This is a genomic window from Micromonospora sp. WMMB235 (genome assembly GCF_001855515.1).
GTDB lineage: Bacteria > Actinomycetota > Actinomycetes > Mycobacteriales > Micromonosporaceae > Micromonospora > Micromonospora aurantiaca.
Window position 1 is genome coordinate 2,252,090 of the sequence record NZ_MDRX01000001.1, and the last position, 14,735, is coordinate 2,266,824.

The 14,735-nt window shown below is 74.1% G+C and carries 18 protein-coding genes; 8 read left to right on the forward strand and 10 right to left on the reverse strand.

Annotation, left to right across the window (positions count from 1 at the left end):
* Positions 1–4: 4 nt before the first annotated feature.
* A complete protein-coding gene (locus tag BFV98_RS09090; RefSeq protein WP_013285364.1) occupies positions 5–325 on the forward strand; it encodes a multidrug efflux SMR transporter in 321 nt (106 codons plus the stop codon).
* Between the two features lie 12 nt (positions 326–337).
* Here the strand turns inward: BFV98_RS09090 and BFV98_RS09095 are convergent, their stop codons facing one another.
* Complete coding sequence (locus tag BFV98_RS09095; RefSeq protein ID WP_083395244.1) at positions 338–892, reverse strand: DinB family protein; 555 nt, start codon at positions 890–892, stop codon at positions 338–340.
* A 443-nt stretch (positions 893–1,335) separates the two neighbouring features.
* Here BFV98_RS09095 and BFV98_RS09100 point away from each other — a divergent pair, with 443 nt between their 5' ends.
* Together BFV98_RS09100 and BFV98_RS09105 are read left to right on the forward strand one after the other, a co-directional pair.
* A complete protein-coding gene (locus BFV98_RS09100; RefSeq protein ID WP_143025319.1) occupies positions 1,336–2,691 on the forward strand; it encodes an MFS transporter in 1,356 nt (451 codons plus the stop codon).
* 23 nt (positions 2,692–2,714) lie between these two features.
* Positions 2,715–3,248 (forward strand): GNAT family N-acetyltransferase, encoded by a 534-nt coding sequence (locus BFV98_RS09105; RefSeq protein WP_013285361.1) that lies wholly within the window; start codon positions 2,715–2,717, stop codon positions 3,246–3,248.
* Position 3,249: 1 nt separating this feature from the next.
* On the opposite strand, the gene BFV98_RS09110 is transcribed toward BFV98_RS09105, so the two are convergent.
* From BFV98_RS09110 to BFV98_RS09130, 5 genes are read right to left on the reverse strand one after another with little or no spacing between them, the layout of a single operon-like run.
* Positions 3,250–3,507, reverse strand: a complete 258-nt coding sequence (locus BFV98_RS09110) for a UBP-type zinc finger domain-containing protein (protein ID WP_013285360.1) — start codon at positions 3,505–3,507, stop codon at positions 3,250–3,252.
* Positions 3,504–5,084, reverse strand: a complete 1,581-nt coding sequence (locus tag BFV98_RS09115) for a Na+/H+ antiporter (protein WP_030270360.1) — start codon at positions 5,082–5,084, stop codon at positions 3,504–3,506. The genes BFV98_RS09110 and BFV98_RS09115 overlap by 4 nt, the downstream gene beginning before the upstream one ends.
* A 37-nt stretch (positions 5,085–5,121) precedes the next feature.
* The gene (locus tag BFV98_RS09120; protein WP_255368079.1) at positions 5,122–6,096 is read right to left on the reverse strand and encodes a TIGR03885 family FMN-dependent LLM class oxidoreductase; all 975 of its coding nucleotides are present in this window, start codon (positions 6,094–6,096) and stop codon (positions 5,122–5,124) included.
* Positions 6,097–6,128: 32 nt separating this feature from the next.
* Complete coding sequence (locus BFV98_RS09125; RefSeq protein ID WP_071095833.1) at positions 6,129–7,541, reverse strand: NADP-dependent succinic semialdehyde dehydrogenase; 1,413 nt, start codon at positions 7,539–7,541, stop codon at positions 6,129–6,131.
* Positions 7,542–7,553: 12 nt separating this feature from the next.
* Positions 7,554–7,817, reverse strand: coding sequence for a DUF6343 family protein (locus BFV98_RS09130; protein WP_013285356.1), 264 nt, complete (start codon positions 7,815–7,817; stop codon positions 7,554–7,556).
* A 163-nt stretch (positions 7,818–7,980) separates the two neighbouring features.
* Here BFV98_RS09130 and BFV98_RS09135 point away from each other — a divergent pair, with 163 nt between their 5' ends.
* Positions 7,981–8,574 carry an antibiotic biosynthesis monooxygenase gene (locus tag BFV98_RS09135; RefSeq protein WP_013285355.1) on the forward strand — a complete coding sequence of 198 codons (594 nt, stop codon included), beginning with the start codon at positions 7,981–7,983 and terminating at the stop codon, positions 8,572–8,574.
* A 99-nt stretch (positions 8,575–8,673) separates the two neighbouring features.
* Positions 8,674–9,528 carry a GDSL-type esterase/lipase family protein gene (locus BFV98_RS09140; RefSeq protein ID WP_030270362.1) on the forward strand — a complete coding sequence of 285 codons (855 nt, stop codon included), beginning with the start codon at positions 8,674–8,676 and terminating at the stop codon, positions 9,526–9,528.
* On the opposite strand, the gene BFV98_RS09145 is transcribed toward BFV98_RS09140, so the two are convergent.
* From BFV98_RS09145 to BFV98_RS09150, 3 genes are all read right to left on the reverse strand, one after another.
* Positions 9,505–10,239, reverse strand: coding sequence for an EcsC family protein (locus BFV98_RS09145; protein WP_030270365.1), 735 nt, complete (start codon positions 10,237–10,239; stop codon positions 9,505–9,507). The two genes, BFV98_RS09140 and BFV98_RS09145, sit on opposite strands and share 24 nt — an antisense overlap.
* 39 nt (positions 10,240–10,278) lie before the next feature.
* Positions 10,279–10,425 (reverse strand): hypothetical protein, encoded by a 147-nt coding sequence (locus BFV98_RS32230; RefSeq protein ID WP_013285352.1) that lies wholly within the window; start codon positions 10,423–10,425, stop codon positions 10,279–10,281.
* A 94-nt stretch (positions 10,426–10,519) separates the two neighbouring features.
* Positions 10,520–11,371, reverse strand: a complete 852-nt coding sequence (locus BFV98_RS09150) for a hypothetical protein (RefSeq protein ID WP_013285351.1) — start codon at positions 11,369–11,371, stop codon at positions 10,520–10,522.
* A gap of 393 nt (positions 11,372–11,764) precedes the next feature.
* Here BFV98_RS09150 and BFV98_RS09155 point away from each other — a divergent pair, with 393 nt between their 5' ends.
* Genes BFV98_RS09155 through BFV98_RS09165 form a run of 3 tightly spaced genes read left to right on the forward strand, consistent with a single transcriptional unit; the run spans position 11,765 to position 13,860 of the window.
* The gene (locus BFV98_RS09155; RefSeq protein WP_013285350.1) at positions 11,765–12,685 is read left to right on the forward strand and encodes a proteasome assembly chaperone family protein; all 921 of its coding nucleotides are present in this window, start codon (positions 11,765–11,767) and stop codon (positions 12,683–12,685) included.
* Positions 12,686–12,722: 37 nt separating this feature from the next.
* A complete protein-coding gene (locus BFV98_RS09160) occupies positions 12,723–13,520 on the forward strand; it encodes an exodeoxyribonuclease III (protein WP_071095835.1) in 798 nt (265 codons plus the stop codon).
* A 25-nt stretch (positions 13,521–13,545) separates the two neighbouring features.
* A complete protein-coding gene (locus BFV98_RS09165) occupies positions 13,546–13,860 on the forward strand; it encodes an antibiotic biosynthesis monooxygenase (RefSeq protein WP_030270374.1) in 315 nt (104 codons plus the stop codon).
* A 153-nt stretch (positions 13,861–14,013) separates the two neighbouring features.
* Here BFV98_RS09165 and BFV98_RS09170 read toward each other — a convergent pair whose 3' ends face one another.
* Positions 14,014–14,718, reverse strand: coding sequence for a class F sortase (locus tag BFV98_RS09170; RefSeq protein WP_255368338.1), 705 nt, complete (start codon positions 14,716–14,718; stop codon positions 14,014–14,016).
* Positions 14,719–14,735 lie beyond the last annotated feature (17 nt).

Genomic DNA, 14,735 nt, shown 5'->3' on the forward strand with positions numbered 1-14,735 from the left:
TGCGATGGCGTACCTGTTCCTGCTCGGCGCGATCACCGCCGAGGTGATCGGCACCAGCCTGCTCAAGGCCACCGACGGCTTCACCCGGCTCTGGCCCACTGTCGGCCTCGCCGTGGCGTACCTGTCCGCGTTCGGCCTGCTCTCGCTCGCAGTGAAGGACATCCCGGTCGGCGTCGCGTACGCGGTCTGGTCCGGCCTCGGCACCGCCGCCATCATGGCGATCGGCGCGGCGTTCCTCGGTGAGCCGCTGAGCGTGACGAAGGTGGTCGGGGCGGGACTCGTCATCGCCGGGGTGGTGGTGCTCAACCTCGGCGGCGCGCACTGAGCGCGGCCCGGCTCAGGCCGCCCGCCCCGCCGCCCGCCCTGCCGCCCGCATAAGCCGGAGCTGCCCGATCTCGGCCACGTTCTTCATCAGCTCGGCGTTCACCCACGCGGCCAGGTCCGCGACGGTGAGCCCGGCGTCGGCGGGCCAGGGGTACGCGGACGGCCGGTCCAGGCCGGCCTCGGTCAGCCCGTCCAGCGTGTCCGTCCACTCCGACCGCAGCTCCCGCAGCCACGCCACAGTCTCCGCGCCCGGTCCGGGCCAGCGGATGTCGTCGCGCTCCCGCGCCGGCCGCTGCCGCACGTGGTCGGCCGCGACCGACCACCACCAGCCGATGTGCCAGGTCAGCCACGCGATCGTGGGCACCGGGACCGGGTCCGGCTCGGTGTCGGCCCAGTCGGCACGCCACCCGCCGGCCGGGTCCTGGCGCATGGTCCAGCACAGCGCGGCCGGTTCCCAGAGGAAATCACCCGGCTCCAGCCGGTCGAGGTGGTACTCGGCGAGCGCCCAGGTCAGGTCGAACTGCCGGCGCAGCAGGGCGGTCACGGAGGCGGTCACGGAGGCGGGCACCGCGCGATCGTGGCACGGTCCGCGCCCCCGGTCGACCGGTTAACGCGCCCGCCCGGAAGCGGCGTGTCGCGCCGGAACAGAAGGGTTGTCCCTCCGGCGTTATGCCTCTCGGTCATATTTATGACTGAGAGGCATAACGCTCGGAAGCTCATCCTTTCCGCGAGGAGCTGCCGGCCGCGATTGTCACAGCCACGCCGGGCCGAGCGCCGTTTCGGTGCCGCCACGTCACCCGGCCGGCCGAGAATCGGGTGTGGGCGGCAACGCCAGCCGGTAGCCGCCACGCACTCGCTGCGCTCCCGTCGGCGGACCTGCGGAACGCTGTTCCTCGGCGACGCAACATGCCTCCCGAGCCCTCGGGTGTGACAGGGGTCGCCGGTTCCGGGACGCCGCGACAGCTGGCCCACGCCTAGCGTCGATCGCATGGCCCTGGCCGGACGCCGCTGATGGGACGCGTCTCGCCGCTCCCGCCGCCCGGGCCGCTGCGCACGCTCGCGTACGCCACGCTGGTGAACACCGTCGGCGCGGGGCTGTGGCTGGCGGGCGGTGCGCTCTACCTGACCCGGGACGTGGGCCTCTCCGCCACCTCGGTGGGCGCCGGGCTCACAGTCGCGGGGCTGGTCGGGCTGAGCGCCAGCGTGCCGCTGGGCGCGCTGGCCGACAGGTGGGATCCGCGTACGCTCCGGGCCGTCCTCCAGGTGGGTCAGGCGGTCGCCGCGCTGGCGTACCTGCTGGTCGGTTCGTTTCCGGCGTTCCTGGCGGTGGCGGTGCCGGAGGCGCTGCTCGCGGCCGGCAACCTGGCGGTACGGGCGGCGCTCGTCGCGGCGGTGGGCGGCCCGGACGGCCGGGTGCACGCGTTCGCGACACTAAGGGCGGTGGCGAACCTGGGCATCACCGTCGGTACCGCGCTGGCCGGGATCGCGCTCGCCGTGGACACGCACCGGGCGTATCAGGTGCTGATCGTCGGCAACGCGGCCACGTACCTGCTCTCGGCGGCGCTGCTGCTGCTGCGCCTCCCGCCGATCGCCGCCGCGCAGCCGATCGCCGCCGCGCGGCCGGCCGCCGCCGCGCACGGGGAGTCAGCCGGCACGCAGGGAGCAGCCGACGCGGGCCGGGCCGCGGTGTCGGAGGCGACGGCCGGGCCGCCGACCACTACGCGCACGCGCCGGGCGCGCGGTGGGCCGCTGCGGGACGGGCGGTTCCTCGCGGTCAGCGGCGTCTCGGCGGTGCTCAGCACGCACGTGACGGTGCTCGTGCTCGTCGTGCCGCTGTGGACTGTGGACCGGGCCGGCGCGCCGCCACCCGTGGTGTCGGCGGTTCTGCTCGCGAACACGGTCCTCACCGTGCTGCTCGCGGTCCGGCTGAGCCGGGGCGCCGAGCGGGCCGCGCCGGCCGCCCGGAAGCTGCGCCGGGCCGGGCTGGTGCTCGCGGCGGCCACACCGTTGTACGCGGCGACGGCCGTCCTGCCGGTGCTCCCCGCGGTCGTCCTGCTGCTCGTCGCCACTGCGGTGTGGACGGTCGGCGACCTGTGGCACGGCGCGGCCGGCGCGGGCCTCGCCTACGACCTGGCCCCGCCCGGCGCGATCGGCGCCTACCAGGGTGCGGACGGCCTGCTCGCCGGGCTGGCCCAGGCGCTCGGCCGAGGGCTGCTCACGCTGCTGGTGCTCGGTGGCGGTCCGGTCGGCTGGCTGGTGCTCGGCGGGATCCTCGCCGCCGCCGGGCTGGCCGCCCCGGCTCTGGCCCGCCGGGCGATCGCGAACCGGCCGGCGCCGGAGGCACGGGCCGCCGGTGTGCCCGGGTGAGCCGCGTGTAGCAGCATGGCGGGATGACCGACCAGCAGAGCATCACCATCCGTCCGGGTGGGCCCGGCGACGCGCCCACGCTGCTGCGGCTGCTCGACAGCGCCACCGCATGGCTGACCGAACTCGGGCGTACCGACCAGTGGGGCACCGAGCCGGCGTCGATCGACCCGCGCCGCGTCGCCCAGGCCGAGGCGTGGGCCGCCGGCGACGGCCTGTACCTCGCCGAGATCGACGGGACGGTGGCGGGCGCGCTGGTGGTGGGCGCGGCGACCGAGTACGTGCCGCCCGCCACCGAGCCGGAGCTGTACGTGAACCTGCTGGTCACCGACCGGGCGTACGCCGGGCGCGGGGTCGGGGCGCGGTTGCTGGCGTACGCGGCGGAGCTGGCCCGCGAGCGCGGCGTCGGCCTGCTGCGGGTGGACTGCTTCCGCAGCCCCGACCGGGCGCTCGTGCGGTTCTACGAGAGCTGCGGGTTCACCGCCACCGAGCCGTTCACGGTGGAGCGGCCGGGCCGCCCGACGTGGACCGGGCAGGTGCTGGAGCGCCGGGTCGGCTGAGTCAGCCGATCTCCTCGTCCACGAAGCACCAGCGCCACGACTCCCCCGGCTGGACCGACCGCATCACCGGGTGGCCGCTCGACTCGAAGTGCTTCGTGGCGTGCTGGTACGGCGAGGAGTCGCAACAGCCCACGTGCCCGCAGGTCAGGCAGGCGCGCAGATGCACCCAGTCCGGGTTGCCGATCGCCACGCAGTCCGGGCACTCGGTGGTGGTGTCGGGCTCGGCCGTGCCCGCCTCGGCCAGGTGCCGGCAGCTCATTCGACGACCTCCTGTCGCAGCATGGACTCCTCCAGATCCAGATCACGATAGGCGCGGGTGAGCACCTCCTCCGGGATCTGGCCGGAGTCGCGGGCGGCCCGGAACACCTCCCGCTCCGCGTCGATCATCTCCTGCCGCAGGCGCGCGTACGCCTGGGAGGGGGTTTCCCGTTCGGTGCCGCCGAGCCGTTCCCAGGCCAGGTTGGCCCGGGAGGTGGTCAGCCCACGAAGGCGTTCCACCACCGCCGCCGGCGCGCCGGCGGCCAGTTCGTCGAGCCGTTCCCGGGCCGCCCGGCTGGCCCGCTGCTGCACCCCGGCGGCGGACAGCGCGTCCTGCACCGGGTCGTCCGGGGGCAGCCGCAGCCGCCGGGCCACCCAGGGCAGCGTGGCGCCCTGCCCGACCAACGTCGCGACGATCACCGCGAAGGCCAGCCAGATGAGCAGCGCACGCGGGTACGGCGCGTCGTCGGCCAGCGTGAGCGGCAGGCCCAGCGCGGCGGCGAGCGTCACCACGCCCCGCATGCCGGCCCAGCCGATGACGACGGGGAACTGCACCGGCGGCGCCGGGTCGCGCTGCCGGATCCGGGGCACCAGCCGGGCCAGGTAGGTGGCCGGGAACACCCAGACGAACCGGGACAGGAAGACGGCGGCCAGCACCGCGGCGGTGATCGCGGCCAGCGAGCCGAACGGTTCGTCGAGGTCGCGGACCACCTCCGGCAGTTGCAGGCCGACCAGCAGGAACACCAGTCCTTCGAGGAGGAACCGGATCAGCCGCCAGAACGCGGTCACCTGGAGCCGGGAGGCAGCCGACAGCAGCGTGGGCAGCTTGTGCCCGATGCCGAGGCCGGTCACCACCACCGCGACGACGCCGGAGGCGTGGATCTCCTCGGCGGCGAAGACCACGGCGAACGGCACGATCAGCGACAGCGCGTTGTCCAGCACCGGGTCGGTGATGCGCTTGTGCAGATACCCGAAGACCACCACGCCCAGCAGGCCGACCAGGATGCCGCCGCCGGCCGCGACGACCACCTCGCGGGCCACGTCACCGACGCCGACGCCGCCGGTGGTGGCGGTCGCGGCGACGATCGCCACCCGCAGCAGCACCAGCGCGGTGGCGTCGTTGACCAGGCTCTCGCCCTCCAGGATGGTGACGACCCGCCGGGGCAGGCCGACCCGCCGGGCCACCGCGGTGGCGGCGACCGCGTCCGGCGGCGCCACCACCGCGCCGAGCGCCAGGCAGATCGCGTACGGCAGCTCGGGCAGGAACCAGTGCACGACGGTGCCCACCGCGAACGCGGTGAAGACGACCAGTCCGACGGCGAGCAGCAGGATCGGCCGCAGGTTGAGCCGGAACGCCGGCACCGACGTCTCCAGCGCCGCCACGTAGAGCAGCGGCGGCAGGATGCCCACCAGCACCAGGTCCGGGTCCAGCCGCACGTGCGGGAAGAACGGCAGGAAGGACAACGCGAGGCCGAGCACGACCAGCAGGATCGGCGCGAGCAGGCCGAGCCGGCGGGCCAGCGCCGCACCGAAGGTCGCGATGGCCAGGAAGACCACGACCTCGAACAGAGCATCCACGAACGACGAGCCTAAGCGTCGACGGGGTGATGTGTGATCAGGCGGCGGAGCGCAGCTTCGGCAGCACCTCGGCGCCGAACGTGTCGATGAACGCGCGCTGCTCCTGCCCGACGTGGTGCAGCGCGATCTGGTCGAAGCCCAGCGCCACGTACTCCTCCAGCCAGCCGACGTGCCGGCCCAGGTCGGCGGAGACGTTCACGGTCTCGGCGACCTTGGACATCGGCACGTCGGCGCTCGCCACGTCGAAGTGCTCGGGGGTCTCCAGGTCCCAGCAGACCGGCGGCGCGAACACGTTGCTGCGCCACTGCTCGTACGCGATCGCCTCGGCCTGCTCCTGCTCGGGCGCCCAGCTCACGTGCACCTGGAGGTGCAGCGGGCCACGTCCGCCCGCGTCCCGGTAGGCGTCGATCATCTGCCGCAGGTGCTCGACCGGCGCGTTGACGGTGATCAGCCCGTCGGCCCACTCGGCGCACCAGCGTGCGGTGGCGATGCTCACGGCGGCGCCGACCAGTGCGGGCGGCTCCTCCGGCCGGGTCCACAGCTTCGCCCGGTCCACCGTGACGAGGCCGTCGTGGCTGACCTCCTCGCCTGCGAGCAGCGCCCGGATCACGTCGACGCACTCGCGCAGCCGGGCGCTGCGGATGTCCTTGCGCGGCCAGACCTCGCCGGTGATGTGCTCGTTCGCCGCCTCGCCGGTGCCCAGCGCGGCCCAGAACCGGCCCGGGTACATGGCGCCGAGCGTGCCGATGGCCTGCGCGATGATCGCCGGGTGGTAGCGCTGGCCGGGGGCGTTCACCACGCCGAAGGACAGGTTCGTGGCCTGGAGCGCGGCGCCGAGCCAGGACCAGGCGAACCCGGACTGGCCCTGTCGCTCGCTCCACGGCGAGAAGTGGTCGGAGCACATGGCCGCGTCGAAGCCGGCGCGTTCGGCGTGGATCACCGCCTCCAGCAGCCGGGCCGGGTGGATCTGCTCGTGGGATGCGTGGAAGCCGAACGCCGTCATGGTCGCCACTCCTACCCGTGACGGCGTCCGGCCAATCGCGTCTACTCGGAGTGCGCCCCGGCGCCCGCGCCGGCCTCGCCCTCGCCGATCCACACGGTCTTGGTGTTGCAGAACTCGCGCATGCCGGCGGCGGACAGCTCGCGGCCGTACCCGGAGTTCTTCACACCACCGAACGGCAGCTCCGGATAGGACGTGGTCATGCCGTTGACGAACACGTTGCCGGCGTCCAGGTCGACGGCGAAGCGCTCCTGCTCGGCCGGGTCGTTCGTCCAGGCGTTGGAGCCGAGGCCGAAGCTGGTGCCGTTGGCGACCTCGATCGCCTCGTCGTACGAGCCGACCCGGTAGAGCCCGGCGACCGGCCCGAACACCTCCTCGGCCCACATCCGCATCTCCGGGCGCAGGTCGGTGACCACGGTCGGCGGGTAGTACCAGCCGTCCCCGGCCGGCTTCTCGCCGCCGCAGAGCACAGTCGCGCCCTGGTCCACCGCGTCGGTGACCTGCGCGTGCACCTCGTCGCGACCGCGCTCGCTGGCCAGCGGGCCGACGTCGGTGCCGTCGTCCATCGGGTCGCCGACGCGCAGCGCCGCCATCCGGGCGGCGAACTTCTCGGCGAACGCGTCGAACACGTCGGTGTGCACGATGAACCGCTTCGCGGCGATGCAGGACTGCCCGTTGTTCTGGCAGCGGGCGGTGGTGGCGACCTCGGCTGCGGTGTCCAGGTCGGCCGAGGGCATCACCACGAACGGGTCGCTGCCGCCCAGCTCCAGCACCGTCTTCTTGATCTCCCGGCCGGCGATCTGGGCGATGGACCGGCCGGCCGGCTCGCTGCCGGTGAGCGTGGCGGCGCGCACGCGGGGGTCGCTGAGGATCCGGTCGACCGCGTCGGAGCCGACCAGCAGCGTGGTGAACGCGCCCTCGGGGAAGCCGGCCCGGCGGAACAGGTCCTCCAGGTAGAGCGCGGTCTGCGGCACGTTCGAGGCGTGCTTGAGCAGGCCGGTGTTGCCCGCCATCAGGGCCGGGGCGGCGAACCGCATCACCTGCCACAGCGGAAAGTTCCACGGCATCACCGCGAGCACCGGACCGATCGGCTGGTAACGCACGTACGCCCGCTTCGCCTTGACCGCGGCGGCGTCGGCCGGCTCGTCCGCGAGCATCCGGGGCGCGTTCCCGGCGTAGAAGCGGCAGGCGGTGGCGCACTTGGTGACCTCCGCCTTCGCGGCGGCGTACGTCTTGCCCATCTCGGTGGTCATCAGCCGGGCCGTCTCGTCGCGCTCGGCGTCGAGCAGGTCGGCGGCGGCGAGGAGCCACCGGGCCCGCTGCGCGATCGTGGTGTCGCGCAACTGCCGGAAGGCGAGGTCGGCCCGCTCGATCGCGGCGTCGATCTGCTCGTCCGACATCGCCTCGTACGTCTTGAGCACCTGTCCGGTGGCGGGATTGGTGGTGGCGATGGGCATGTCGTACTCCTGTCACTCGAACAGCGAGTGCCGCACGCCCGGCTCCTCCCGGCGGCGCGCGGCGCGGCGGCGCTGGATCACGACCAGGTCGACCACCGCCACCACGGCGAGCAGCGCGCAGACGACACCCAGCCAGGCGATGTCCGCGGCGAACGCGAGCACCGCGAAGACGGTCATCACGACCAGACCGAACGTGGCGAGCGCGAGCCGCAGGTTCAGGGCGCTGTTCGCGTGGCCGACCGTGCCACGGGCGCGGCGGGGCTGTGATCGGGTCATTCCTGGGGCCTACCCCGGCACGGGCGGGGATAACCGGCCGGTGCGGGAACACCGGTGATCCGGGACACCCGGCGGGCAGGCGCCGGATGCGGCCGGCAGGCGGGTGCGTTACATCGGTCTGCCGGTTCCGGCGGAGATCCCGCGGAACGGTGGAGAGGATGGCATGACCACGACTCAGGCCGTACCCGTGACCGTCGCCGTGTCCCGGCGCGCCGACCCGGCGCGTACCGACGAGGTGGTGGCGTGGATGCGGGCCGGGACGGCGCTCGCGGAGAGCTTCCCGGGCTTCCTCGGCGCCGGTTTCGTCCGCAGCGCCCCCGGTTCCGGCGAGTGGCACGTGATGTACCGCTTCGCCGACGCGGACACCCTGCGCGACTGGGAGGACTCGCCGCAGCGGCGCTGGTGGCTCAGCTCGGCGCAGGGCATCGTCGAGCACACCCGGGTGGAGCGGCGCACCGGCATCGAGGGCTGGTTCGCCCCGCCGGTTGACCACGTGGTCGAGACGTTCGGCGAGCCGGAACCGGCCGCGCCGCCGCGCTGGAAGCAGGCGGTCACGATCTGGCTGGCGTTCTTCCCGCTCAGCCTGGCCGCCACGCTGCTGACCACCCGGTTCCTCGCCGGCGTGCCGCTGGCCGGGCGGACGCTGCTGATGACGCTCGTGCTCACCCCGCTGATGACCTACCTGGTGCTGCCCCGGATCACCCGGGCGCTGCACCGGTGGCTGCACGGCCGGCCTGCGCCGACACGACAGATGTGAACGACAGTGGTCGATGCCCGATAGCCGACAGAACCGCCACCGGCTCTCCGCCGGGGCATAGGGTCGACGCGCCCGTTGCCGCCGCCGGACGGGGGACCGATGAGACGCTGGATCGCCGCGCTGGCCTGCCTGGCGGCGCTCGTCGCGCTCGCCTGTGACGGCTCCGGCGAGGCGTCACCCCGGCCCTCCGGCACACCCGCCCCCGGCGAACCCCGGGTGCTGGTCGCGCTCGGCGACTCGGTCAGCACCGGCTACGGCTCCTGCCTGGTGCTGGTGAGCTGCGAACGCAACTCCTGGTCGACCGGGGACGGCCTGCGGGTGGAGAGCCTCTACCGGCGGCTGCGCGCCGACGCGCCGGGGCTGCGGGCGTACAACCGGGCCGTGCCCGGGGCCCGCGCGGCCGCGCTGACCGGCCAGGCCCGGTCGGCGGTACGCGACAGGGCCGACCTGGTCACCGTGCTGATCGGCGCGAACGACGCCTGCCGGGGCGACGTCGACGACATGACGCCGGTCGCCACCTTCCGCGACCAGGTCGACGCGGCGCTGGGCGTGCTGCGCGAGGGCCGGCCGAAGGCCCGGGTGCTGGTGGTCAGCATCCCGGACCTGTACCGGCTCTGGCAGATCGGGCACACCGAGCCCCGCGCCGTGCGGGCCTGGTCGCGGGGCGTATGCCCGTCGCTGCTGGCCGACGCCACGTCGACAGCGCCCGCCGCTGCCGCCCGCCGGGCCCGCGTCAGGGACCGGATCGAGGCGTACGACGGGCAACTGCGCGCCGCCTGCCGGGCGTACGGGTCACGCTGCCGGTGGGACGGCGGCGCGGTGCACCGCCATCGCTTCGACCTGGACCAGGTCAACGCGCTCGACTGGTTCCACCCGAACGCGACCGGGCAGGGCCGGCTGGCCGAGGTGGCCTGGAACGCCTCCGGCTGGTCAGGGCTGACGCGGGCCCGGTAGCTGCCGGGGGCCGGCGGCGCGGTAGAGGGCGCGCGTACGGTCGGCCAGTTCCTTGGTGGCCGACGAGTTGGCCCAGGTGCCGAGCACGATCGCCGCGCCCGGCACGACCTTGGCGAACATCCGCTTGGCGGCACGCACCCCGGCCATCCGGGCCAGCCGGACCCCGAGCTGGAGCATCACCCGGCCCAGCGCCCGGTCACCGGCGGAGCCGAACAGCGCACCGGCCCGCTCCCGGCCGGCGGCCACGCCCAGCGCGAGACGGGCCGTCTCGGCGACCTTGTGCACCCGCTGGAGCACCAGCAGGTCGGTGGCCCGGTCCGGGTGCGCCGGGTCGACGCCGTAGGCGGCCGCGACGTGCAGCACCAGCCGGGCCTGGGTCCAGGCCAGCACGCCCACGTCGATCACCGCGCCGGGCAGCCCGGCCGCGCCGGACACCGCACCGGAGAGCCGGGCGTGGTTGACGAACTTGCGTACCGCCTGGTCGGCCAAGTGCTCCGGCGGGGCGGCCGGTCGCAGCGCCCGCTCCCGGGCGGCCCACTGGGCGGCCTCCGGGCCGAGCCGGCGTACCGCCTCCAGGGCCAGGTGCTCCGGCGCGTACTGCGGGTCGTCCCGCATCCGGTCCCACAGCTTGGCCGGTGGTGCCTCGGGCGCCTCCACCGGCGGGACGGGGGCGGCGGGGGGCTCCCCGTCGACGGGGGCGGGGTCGGTCACGAAGGGCTCCGGAGGCTCGTGCGGCGGGGGTGACGCGGGTCAGCGCCGGCGCGACTGCAGCCGGTTCGCGATCTGCCGCAGCCGGGCCTGGTTCTCCGGCTTCGACATCTCACGCCGGCCGCGGTCGACCAACTGCTGGCCCCGCGGCGACCGCAGGAAGGCGGTGATCCGTTGCATCAGCGACATGAGGGTCCTCCCGTCCTGCGGTCCCCTTCATGTGTACCTGGGACCGGCAAGCCCTTGATACCCGAATCGGCCCTTCGGCAACCACCCGTCCTGGTCAGCCCAGGATCTCGGCCACCACTTCGCCGGCCCGCCACTCGTGCTGGGCGTACGCGTCCGGGAACGCCGAGATCTGCACGGCCTGGGCGGCCACGGAGAGCGGCAGGCTCTGCCAGCCGGGGATCTCCGCCAGCGCGGACAGGAACGCCTTCGTCGCGTACTCCGGGTCCATCAGCTGCTCGACGGTGCCCCAGCCGCTGCTCGGGCGCTGCTGGAACAGCCCGACCGAGTCGTGGTCCCAGCCGATGGCCTGGTGCGGGTAGCTCTGCGACTCGGGCAGCACGCCGCTGGCGTAGTTGAGCAGGGTGCTCTCCTGCATGGCGGTCGCCACCGCGATGACGAGGGCGCGGCGCGGCATGCCCATCTCCTTGCCGGCCTGCACGATCTTCTTCGCGTTGTTCATCTGGGTGCGGTCCAGGCCGGCGACCGGGACGATCTGCCGGACGGTCTTCTTCGGCTTGGGCTTGGCGGTCGCCTTCGGGCTCGCCGTCGCGGACGGGCTGGCGCTGGCGCTGGGGGCGGCGGGGGCGGTGCTCGGCCGGGCCATGGCCCGGGACGCCGGGTCGACCGCGGCACGCTCGGCGACCTCCGCCGAGGGCGCCGGGTCGGCGGCGCGGTCCGGGGCACCGAAGCCGGCCTGGCTGACGCCGACCAGGCCCAGGCAGCAGGCCGCGCCGGTGGCGACCGCCAGCTTCGTCCGGCCGGGCCGGGGGTTCGTGGGTGCCCAGAAGCGGGTACGCCGGACCAGTCCCCGGAGTGTGGCCAACCGATTGGTGGAGGGGGTATCGTCCGAACGGTCAGCCGGGCGGCCGGAGCCGAACGGGTCGTCGAGGTTGCCGTCGTTACGCATCCGACGAGGCTAGGCAGGGCAAACCGGGATCACCCAGGCCCAAAGGGTGGCCCTCGCCACACTTTGGCCGTTCCGAAGCGGACGGCCCATCCCAGTGCGACCCGGCGGACCACGGACCTCGGGAACCGGACCAATCACCCGGCCTGCAACCCGCGCAGCGGCCCGGGCAGGAACGCCGCAGACCTCCCGGTCCCGCCCGATGATCGACTAACTCGTCCGTTCGGACGATCCGGATATGGGTCGCCGGACCGGGGCGTAGCCGAATCGTGATCATCATCCGGGCATCGGACGTGGCCGTAACGGAATGGACCACCCGCCCCGGTACGTTGGCCGAACCGGGGACGCCGCACGCTCGGCGCTCCCCCGTACGCGTCGACAGGGAGGACCCCACCGGTGCTCGATCCACACGAGCTCTACGAACTCACCGACGAGCTGCCCGAGCTCGGCCAGCCGGTGCTGATCCAGGCGCTCACCGGCTTCGTCGACGCCGGCAACGCCACCCGGCTGGCCCGGGAACAGCTGCTCACCTCGCTCGACGCCCGGGTCATCGCCCGCTTCGACGTGGACCAGATCTTCGACTACCGCTCCCGCCGCCCGGTGATGACCTTCGTCGAGGACCACTGGGAGTCCTACGACGCCCCGGCGCTGGAGCTGCACCTGCTGCACGACGACGACGAGACCCCGTTCCTGCTGCTCACCGGCCCCGAGCCGGATCTTCAGTGGGAGCGTTTCGTGGCCGCCGTCGCCGGGCTCAGCGCCCGCCTCGACGTCCGGCTCACAGTCGGGCTCAACTCGATCCCGATGGCGGTGCCGCACACCCGGCCCAGCGGCGTCACCGCGCACGCCACCCGCAAGGAACTGATCGCCGGGCACGAGCCGTGGCTGCAGAAGGTGCAGGTGCCGGCCGGCGTCGGTCACCTGCTGGAGTACCGCCTCGGCGAGCAGGGGCGCGACGCCCTCGGCTTCGCCGCGCACGTGCCGCACTACGTGGCCCAGGCCGAGTACCCGGCCGCCGCCGAGGCGCTGCTGTCCGCCGTGTCCCGCAGCACCGGCCTGCTGCTGCCCGTCGAGGCGCTGCGGACCGCCGCCGAGGCGGTCCGGGTGGAGATCGACCGCCAGGTCACCCAGACCGAGGAGGCGGCGACGCTGGTCCAGGCGCTGGAGGAGCAGTACGACACGTTCGCCCGCGGCCGGGGCGAGAAGAGCCTGCTCGCCGGCGAGACCGGGCCGCTGCCCACCGCCGACGAACTCGGCGCCGAGCTGGAACGCTTCCTCGCCGAGCAGACCCGACCCGGCGACACCCCGGAGCGCTGACCGGGCGGGGCGGGCGGGGATGCGGCAGGCTGGGGGCATGCGCCTGGCGACCTGGAACGTCAACTCGGTGAAGGCCCGCCTGCCCCGGCTGCTCGACTGGCTGGCCACCACGAAGCCCGACGTCGTGTGCCTGCAGGAGACCAAGTGCCCTGACGGGGCGTTCCCGGTCGCCGAGGTGGGCGAGCTGGGCTACGAGGTGGCCAGCCACAGCGACGGGCGGTGGAACGGCGTCGCCGTGCTGTCCCGGGTCGGACTGGCCGACGTGACTGTCGGCTTCCCGGGCGAACCCGGGTTCCCCGAGCCCGAGGCCCGCGCCATCTCGGCCACCTGCGACGAGCTACGGGTCTGGTCGGTGTACGTGCCGAACGGCCGCGCGCCGGACGACCCGCACTACGCGTACAAGCTGGCCTGGTTCGCGGCGCTGCGCGACGCCCTCGAACCGGAGGTGGCCGGCGCGCTGCCGGTGGCCGTCTGCGGTGACTTCAACGTGGCGCCCACCGACGCCGACGTCTGGGATCCCACGCTGTTCGTCACCTCCACCCACGTCACCCCGGCCGAGCGGGCCGCGCTGGCCGCGCTGCGTGACCTGGGACTGGAGGACGTGGTGCCGACGCCGATGAAGGGGCCGCACCCGTTCACGTACTGGGACTACCGGGCCGGGATGTTCCACCAGAACAAGGGCATGCGGATCGACCTGGTGTACGCGAGCGCGTCGTTCGCCCGCGCGGTCCGCTCCGCGTACGTGGACCGGGAGGCCCGCAAGGGCAAGGGCCCCTCCGACCACGCCCCGATCGTGGTCGACGCGGACCTGACACCGGCCGTCGAGACGTTCTGAGGGCAGCGCTCGTTAGGGTGGACACATGGCTGTCGTGAAGATCAACGCGATCGACGTCCCGTCCGGCGCCGGCGAGGAGCTGGAGAAGCGGTTCGCGGCCCGGGCCGGCGCGGTGGAGAACTCCCCCGGTTTCCTCGGCTTCGAGCTGCTGCGCCCGGTCGCCGGGGACACCCGCTACTTCGTGTACACGCGCTGGGAGACCGAGGAGGCGTACCAGGCGTGGGCGCAGGGCCCGTCGCGGGCCGCGCACGCCGAGGGCGGCGAACCCCGCAAGCCCGTCGCCACCGGCGCCACCCTGCTGGAGTTCGAGGTCGTCCAGCAGGTCCCCGCCAAACCCTGACCCGCCCTCCCCCGGCCCACCCGGCCCGCCGGGCCCGCCCGGCCCCCGGCCCTCCCCGTCGATCATGAAGTTGACGGCGTTCGCGGTCCGAATTGTCGCCGCCAACCTCATGATCGTCGGAGTGAGGGCGGGAGCGAGAGCGTCGGGCAGCGGTCAGCTCGCCAGGGACGCGAAGACGATCACGTTGTCCTGGTAGCCGGTACGGCCGCCGACCCACTCGCCGCCGCACGTGATCAGGCGCAGCTCGGCCGGACCCGAGTCGCCGTAGACCCGGGCGGCGGGCAGGTTCGCCTTGTCGAAGTACTCGACGCTGTCCACCTTGAAGGTCACCACGCTGCGGTCGGCGCGCGTCACCTGGATCCGGACGCCGGGCTTGAGCGAGCGCAGCCGGTAGAAGACGGCCGGCCCGCTCTTGGTGTCGACGTGACCCACGATGATCGCCCGGCCCGGGTCGCCGGGCACCGCTCCCCTGTCGTACCAGCCGGTCTGGTCGTGCTCGGTCAGCGGCGGCACGTCCACCGAGCCGTCCTTCGCCTGCCCGACCGGGGTGACCGGCGCGTTGACCTTGATGGCCGGCACCGCCAGGCGTACCGGCCGGCTCGCCGGCTTCCGGACCGGGGCGGCGGCACTCGCCGGGGCCGCCGCGCCCGACCCGTTCGACCGGCTCGACCCGGTGGACGCGTCGGCGAAGTCGAACGGCCCGGCCGTGCGCCCGAGCCCGGCCCCGGTGGCGAACACACCGACCAGCACCAGCGCCACTGCCAGCGGCTTCGACCAGGAACCCCGGCCCCGGTCCCGCCCGCCCGGCGACGCCGGTGGCGGTTCGACAGGCGGCGGCCCGGCGGGCCGGGGACGCAGGGCCGGCGGATCGGCCG